The organism is Corallococcus praedator, assembly GCF_003612125.1.
Taxonomy (GTDB): domain Bacteria; phylum Myxococcota; class Myxococcia; order Myxococcales; family Myxococcaceae; genus Corallococcus; species Corallococcus praedator.
Genome location: NZ_RAWI01000449.1, coordinates 1 through 7,038 on the forward strand (window position 1 = coordinate 1; position 7,038 = coordinate 7,038).

Sequence of the window (7,038 nt, forward strand, 5' to 3'; positions counted from 1 at the left end):
GTTGGGGGGCGCGGGCGTGGCGGGGGCGGTGACGCCGACGAACGTGACGAAGGTGGCGCGCGTGACGGGCGCGACGCCCGCGGGGGAGCTGCTGCCCAACCCGAACCAGACGCACTCCAACTACGAGGTGTACGGCACGGACCTGGGCATCGTCTGGGACAAGGGCGGCGGCGAGGTGTTCGTCCTGTTCGGGGACACCTTCGGCGCGGGCTGGTGCGGCAACGGCGGGTGTGGCGGCGGGTGGCGCAGCAACGTGCTGGCGCGCTCGGCGGACACCGCGCTGTCCAACGGGCTCACCTTCACCACGATGGTGCAGGACGGCACGCGACACGCGAAGGAGATCCTCGCGTCGCGCAAGGTGGACAACGACGAGATGACCGTCATCCCCACCGCGGGCGTCACCGTGGGCTCGCGGCACTACATCCACTACATGTCCGTGAGGCACTGGGGGGAGCCGGGCCAGTGGATCACCAACCACGCCGGCATCGCGTACTCGGATGACAACGGGCAGAACTGGGTGAAGCACCCGTCCGCGCGCTGGACCAACAACGCGTCCTGGACGAACCCCTTCCAGATGGCGGCCCTGGTGAAGAACGGCGGGTTCGTCTACCTGTTCGCCACGCCCAACGGTCGCTTCGGCAACGTGCACCTGGCGCGCGTTCCGGAGGGCGCGCTGCTGGACATCACCGCGTACCGCTATTGGGACGGCAACGGCTGGTCCACATCCCAGGCGGCGGCGCGGCCCGTGGTCATCGGCATCGCGGGGGAGTTGTCCGTCGCCTACAACGCGGCGCTGGGCCGCTTCCTGATGACGTACCTCAACGAGCACCGTCAGGCCGTCGTCCTGCGCGACGCGGGCACGCCGACGGGGCCGTGGAGCGGGGAGAAGCTGCTGGCCACCGGCGCGGCCTTCCCCGGCATCTACAACGCGTTCATCCACCCGTGGGGCAACAGCGCCACGGAGCTGTACTTCATCTCCTCGCAGTGGACGCCCTACAACACGTTCCTGCTGCGCGCGTCGCTCGCCGCCGACACGCAGGGCGACAACCTGCTGTCCGAGCCCGGCTTCGAGACGCAGGCCGCGACGCCGACGATGGCGCCCTGGTACCTCACGGGCGGAGGCGGCATCGACCGGGCGCTGGGCAACGCGCGCACGGGACAGGACAACGGCTTCGTGCGCGGCAGCAGCGGCTGGAACGCGCTCAAGCAGAGCGTCGTCGTGCAGCCCTACACGGACTACTCGCTGAAGGGTTGGCTGCGCGCCTCGCCCAACACCACCCGGGGCTCTTTCGGTGCGCGTGCGGCGGGCAATGGCCCCGTCCTGGGTGAGTCGTCCTTCGGCGCGCTGGCGGCGTGGACGGAGCGCACCGTCACCTTCAACTCCGGCGCGAACACCGTGGTGGAGGTGTACGGCGGCGTCTGGGCGGACGCGGGCGACACCTGGGCGCAACTGGATGACGTGAGCCTCACGCGGGGCGCGAACCTCGTCGCGCAGGGGGGCTTCGAACAGCAGCCCTCCGGCACGGCCACCTCTCCCTGGTCCACGCTGGGCAAGGCGGGCATCGACCGGGGGCTGGGCTTTGCTCGCACGGGCGCGAACAACGCGTGGGTGCGCAACGACACGGGATGGAACGCCATCAAGCAGGAGGTCTCGGTGACGCCGAACACGCGCTACACGCTGACGGGCTGGGTGAAGACGTCCGCCAACCAGAGCGACGGCTACTTCGGCGCGCGGGGGCTCAACAACGGGCCCATCCTCAATGAGACGCACCTCACGCAGGCCCTGGGCAACTACACGCTCCTGAGCGTCGCGTTCGACTCCGGCCCGAACCACGCAGTGGAGGTGTATGCCGGGACGTGGGCGAACGCGGGCGACACCTGGCTCCAGGTGGACGACGTGGCGGTGACGCGGAACTAGCGGCGCGGCTCAGGGCTCGGCGGGGAACAGCGCGCGCAGGTCCTTGAGCGTGCGGGGACAGGCGCCCCGGGGGCCGGTGACCCAGATGATCTCCGGCTCCAGCGCCAGCTCGCGCCAGGCCACCGCGCCGCCGTCGGGCAGCAACACCTCGCCGTCCAGGCGCACCACCGAGTGCCGCCGCGACACCGCCTCCAGACCGAACAACAGCCGCTCCACGTCGGACCAGCGCGCGGGCGCGAACAGCAGGTCCACGTCCGACAGCGGCCTCAGGAACGTCACGCCCGTGCGCAGCTGCCACGCCAGCGAACCGAACACGCGCACCGTGAGGTCCAACACGGTGCCCAGCGCGATGACGTCCTCCAGCGCGGCCTGCCACGTCGCGGGCGCGGTGGACCGGGCCTCGTGCACGGTGGGCGGCGGCAGCACGTGCACCACGGCCGACAGGGCCACGTGCAGCGCCAGGTGACGGCGGTCGGGCAGGGTGAGGCCCAGCCGCAGCTCGTCGTCCCGGTCCGGCATGTCCTGGCGGGTGACGGTGAAGGGACGGCCGTGCTGCTGCCACTCCGTCACCATCCGGAGCACGTCCGGGTTCAGCGGTGAGCGCAGGTGCTCCGCCCAGTCGGCGCCCAGGGACACCCAGTCGTGCCGTACCGGACGCTCACCCGGCATCGACGATGGCCCCCTCTGCCGGGGCGGAACCCGGGCGTCCTTCCGCGGTGCGGGACGCGACGGCCTGGGTGGCTCGCGGAAGCGGAAGGAGGGGCGGGGGCAGGAAGGACATCACCTCCCAAGTCATTACCCGGATTCACGCCCCGGGTGGGGCCCAACCTGCACGCGCTGACGCGAGAGCGCCCGAGCAGGCCCCTGCCCGGCACATCTCCCCGGAAAACCGGGTGGGAGGTCGTGCGCACGGGCACGTCCTTCCATGGCGCGGAACGCTCCCGTGCCGGGCCCGACAAACCGGAGAGACTGCGCGAGGCGCGACTACCGGGGCAGCTGGAGGACCGGGCGCACGGCGCTCACGTGCTGCCGGCGCATGTCGATGAGGATGTCGTAGTTGCGCGGCTCGGGGGCCACGGGACCGGCGGCGAAGCGGTAGAGGCCGCTGACGTCCTTCTCCCGGGGGAAGCGCTCCTTCACGAGCGCCTTGAGCATCTCCTTGGCCACCCACTCCGCGTCCACGGAGACGGAGCCGAACTCGTCCAGGTAGTGGAAGGGCGCGGTGGAGTCCGCCTGCTTCGCGGTGAGGACGAAGACGCGCGGCTTCTGCGCCGGGACGACGAGGCTCGCGCCCTGCTCCATCAGCGCCAGCTCCCGCCCCTGGGGCAGGGCGAACAGCTCCAGGGACTGCACGTGCGCGAGGAACGCGCTGAAGGCCACGAAGACGCTGAGCAGCAGCGTGGCCATGCGCGGCCCATGCCGGGGCCAGACGGTGCCCAGGTTCACCAGGGACGCGGCGAAGAAGACGGCCCACACGCCGGTCAGCGCGTTGAGCGTGCGGTAGGTGGGCCAGCGCTCCCCGGCGAGGAAGCTCACCGAGTATGCCGCCGCCGACAGCGTCACCAGCGCCAGCAGCCACCGCCCCACGCCGGTGAGTCCCGAACGCCGGCCCTCCACCACCACGCCCACGCCCAAGAGCGTCAGCGTCAGCACCACCATGGCCCAGTAGCCGTCCATGTCGCCGGGGGCCTCGTTGAGCGCGGACAGGGCGAGCGCGTTGGGGAACACGTGCGTGAGCGCCCAGACGGTCTTGTCCACCCAGTGCTTCTCGAAGGACATCCGGGGCGAGGCCGTGAAGAGGCCCGTGGCGAACGTCACCCGGGTGACGGCGTACGCGAGCACCAGCCCCACGCCCATCACCACCAGGTGCTTCGCCATCCAGCGCGCGGTGTCCTTCAGGGACGCGTCGCGGCGCACCACCAGCGCCGCCGCCAGCAGCACCGCGTAGAACAGCCCGCTCACCTGGTAGATGAGCGTCGCGGTGGCCATGGCCCCCACCGCCGCCAGCGTCCAGCGCCACCCGTGCGGGGTCGCTTCCTCATGCTGGGTGATGGCGCGGCGGGCGCAAGCGAAGGACGCAAGCCCCAGCATCAGCGCCACCGCCTGCGGCCAGCAGATGCTCCAGTTCGCGATGACCTGCGCGGACGGCGTCAGCGTGAGGAATCCCGCGAGCAGGCCCGCGGACCCCGTCCGCCAGCCCTCCTTGCGCAGCATCAGGAAGACCGCCGCCGCGAGCACGCCCAGCCCGCCGACGCCCAGCAGCCGCAGCCCCATCAACCCGTCGATGCCGCCCGCCGCCTTCGCGGACGCCTCCAGCATCCAGCCGTAGAGCGGACGGCCCTGCGACGCGCAGACGCGGAGGATCTTGCCCGGCTCCTCGCGCGCCTCCCGCAGGATGGAGTAGTCGTCGCGCAGGCCGTAGCGGTGGACGATGGCGCTCGAATAGATGAGCCAGGGAAGCAGGAGCAGCATCGCCACCGTGCCGGGAACCACCAGCGCACGGGACGTGGGACGGGTCATCAACGAGAAGGCCATTGCGGTTGACGCAGTGTAGCAGAGCCCTCCCCACGACTCCCGGATGAACCGGGACACGCCAAGGTTCCAGTCACGCTGACAAACGCGGTGTTCCAACGACCTTCACGGAACGCTGTCTGGGTTTGCGGTGGCCTCGCCGAACTCCGGGCCCCGGGGCTCGCGCACCACGGTGAGCACGGGCCGGGACTCCGCCAGGGACGGCGTGAAGAGCGAGGGCTGGTCGGGATCCGCGAACACCGTGGCGAAGTCCTCCGCGGTGAGGCCGCGCGCGAGCCGGGCCGCGAACGTGTCCTTGAGCAGCCGCACGTAGTACTCGACGTCGTAGTCGCGCGGGTCGTCGCCGGCCGGGGCGCCAACCGCGACGCGGGCCGCGGGTTCGCCTTCCTCCGCGTCCGGTTCCAGCAGCAGGCCCGCGCGTCCGCCCGTCGCGCGGTAGATGCGCACGCGCTCGCCCAGGGCCCAGTGTTCGCGGCCGTTGGTGAGCAGCGCTTCGTAGGACAGCTCGCGCCGCTGCTTGCGCGTGGCCAGGTACTGCGCGGGCGACTTCGTCAGCCGCACCTGGGCCGTCACCTCGAAGGTGGGGACGTGGCGCCGCCTGAGCGCCATCACCGTGTCCACGTAGGTGTCCCGCACGGCGCGCACGTCGCCGGAGAGGAGGTGCTGGAGGGCGCGGCGCAGGAAGTCTTCGCCATAGGGCTCCGCGCGGCTGGAGCGGAACGCCACGCCGCGCAGGAGCAGCGGGCCGGTGTAGGGCTGCAGCGCGTAGTTCTTCGGCTCGTGCGACAGCATCGCGGCGTAGCGCCCGTCGAACTCCAGGCGCACGCGGGGCGGCAGCAGGGCCGCGACCTCCGACACCACCCGGCGCTCGTCGGCCTCCGTCCACGACTCCGGCACCGCGAAGTAGACGCCGTCCGTGTCCGCCTCCAGCAGCGTCACGCCCCGGCCCGCCAGCTCGCGGCACATCAGGCCCAGCACCTCGCGGCCGTGCCGCGTCACCTCGTTGGCGGCGTGCACGTCGGAGAAGCGCGTGAGGCCCACCGCGCCCAGGTAGCCGTAGGCGGAGTTGATGACGATCTTCATCGCCGCGGAGAGCGCCTCGTGCGTGTGGCGCTCCGGTGAGCCGGGAAGCGCCTTCTTCGCCTTCGCCTTGGCGTCCAGCCGCTGATCCACCAGCCGGTCCACCAGCGCGAGCAGCACGTTGAGCCGGTCGCGCTTCGGTCCAATCCGGTACTGGCGCATCAGCGACGGGTAGAGGCTGGCCACGTCCGCCTTCACCACGTGGTGCGCGACGCCGGTGGCGAACAGGTGCAGCGCAGCGCCGCTGTGGGACGTTCCGTCGCCGGACTCGTGCGCCGGGAGCGCCGCGCCTTCGCGCAGGTAGGCGCGCACCAGCAGCGGATCCAACACGCCGGTGGCCGGGCCCGCGTCCGCCAGCCGCTCGTACCGCCGGGGCGCCATGCGCGCGAGCGCGAAGGCCGCGCCGCCCAGCAGGTGCGCGAGCCCCGCCGCCTCCTTCACGTCGTCGCGTGCGTAGCGGCGCACCCGCTCCGGATCCTTCTGGAACACCTCGTACACGCGCGCGCCGGGGATGAGTTCGCGCTCGGGGCCCGCGAGCCCCAGGTGCCGCGCCACCGCCTTGAGTCCGTGGCCGGGCAGGTCGCGGGCGGAGAAGTCGTGCCGGCGCACGGCGTCCAGCGTGTCGATGAACTCGCGCCCGGGCACGGTGTAGCGCGCGCGGCGCATGGCGTCCGCCTCGCGGCCTCCGGGCCCGCGTCCCAGCGCGGCGCCCCGGGCGGAGGGCCGGTGGCGCAACCCCGGCAGGCCCGCGCGGCCCAGCGCCAGCGGCACGTTGAGCTGCTTCGCGCGTTGGTCCAGGAAGGGCAGGTCGAAGCCGTGCAGGTTGTGGTTCTCCACCACGTCCGGATCCGCCTCCCGGATGCGCGCCACCAGCCGGCGCAGGAGGTCCGCCTCGCCCGCGTCGCCGTCCTCCGTCACCTCCAGCGTCTCCGCGCGGCCCTCCGCATCCCTCACCGCGACGAGGAAGATGCGGTCCGTCGCGGGATCCAACCCGGTGGTCTCCAGGTCGAACTGGAGCCGGCGGAGGTCATCGAAGACGAGGTCGCGGAAGTACGTGCGCCCGGTGGCGACCAGGTACTGCTCCTCCGGTGGCAGCACCAGCGCCGCGTGGGGGCCCAGGTCGCGCAGGTGGCCCACGCGCTGGCCCAGCCGCGACGACGCGCCGCGGAGCACCGCGGCCCCCAGCGCCCGGCCGTCGTCCGCGCTCACCACGTAGCGCAGCGCTCCGGGCCCTTCCAGCTCACGGAACGTCACCAGACCCGGTGCGGGTGGCACGCCCTCCGGCTGAAGCGCCGGGCCCAGGTGCTCCAGGTCCTGGAGCGACGCGAGCAGCAGCCAGGGCCGGTAGCGCGCGTCCTCGCGGATCCTCACGTGGGTGCCCGGCTGCCGCTTCCACACGAAGGCGCGCCCGTCCGGCTCCGCCCACACCGACACGATGCCCGGCGTGGTGTCCCAGCCCCACAACCACGCGTCCTCCTTCGGATGGGCCGGGGGCAGGGGGGCCATGG

Annotated in this window: 4 protein-coding genes; 1 reads left to right on the forward strand and 3 read right to left on the reverse strand. The window is 72.3% G+C overall.

All coding sequences use genetic code 11. From position 1 onward, the window contains the following. Position 1: 1 nt before the first annotated feature. The gene (locus D7Y13_RS35675) at positions 2–1,918 is read left to right on the forward strand and encodes a glycoside hydrolase family 183 protein (RefSeq protein WP_244222417.1); all 1,917 of its coding nucleotides are present in this window, start codon (positions 2–4) and stop codon (positions 1,916–1,918) included. Positions 1,919–1,927: 9 nt separating this feature from the next. Here the strand turns inward: D7Y13_RS35675 and mdcG are convergent, their stop codons facing one another. The 3 genes from mdcG to D7Y13_RS35690 all read right to left on the reverse strand — a co-directional run bounded on the left by mdcG (position 1,928) and on the right by D7Y13_RS35690 (position 7,036). Continuing rightward, positions 1,928–2,587 (reverse strand): malonate decarboxylase holo-[acyl-carrier-protein] synthase, encoded by a 660-nt coding sequence (mdcG, locus tag D7Y13_RS35680; RefSeq protein ID WP_120537774.1) that lies wholly within the window; start codon positions 2,585–2,587, stop codon positions 1,928–1,930. 315 nt (positions 2,588–2,902) lie between these two features. Then, the gene (locus tag D7Y13_RS35685; RefSeq protein WP_167508808.1) at positions 2,903–4,438 is read right to left on the reverse strand and encodes a hypothetical protein; all 1,536 of its coding nucleotides are present in this window, start codon (positions 4,436–4,438) and stop codon (positions 2,903–2,905) included. Between the two features lie 117 nt (positions 4,439–4,555). Then, positions 4,556–7,036 (reverse strand): ribonuclease H-like domain-containing protein, encoded by a 2,481-nt coding sequence (locus tag D7Y13_RS35690; RefSeq protein WP_120630938.1) that lies wholly within the window; start codon positions 7,034–7,036, stop codon positions 4,556–4,558. Positions 7,037–7,038 lie beyond the last annotated feature (2 nt).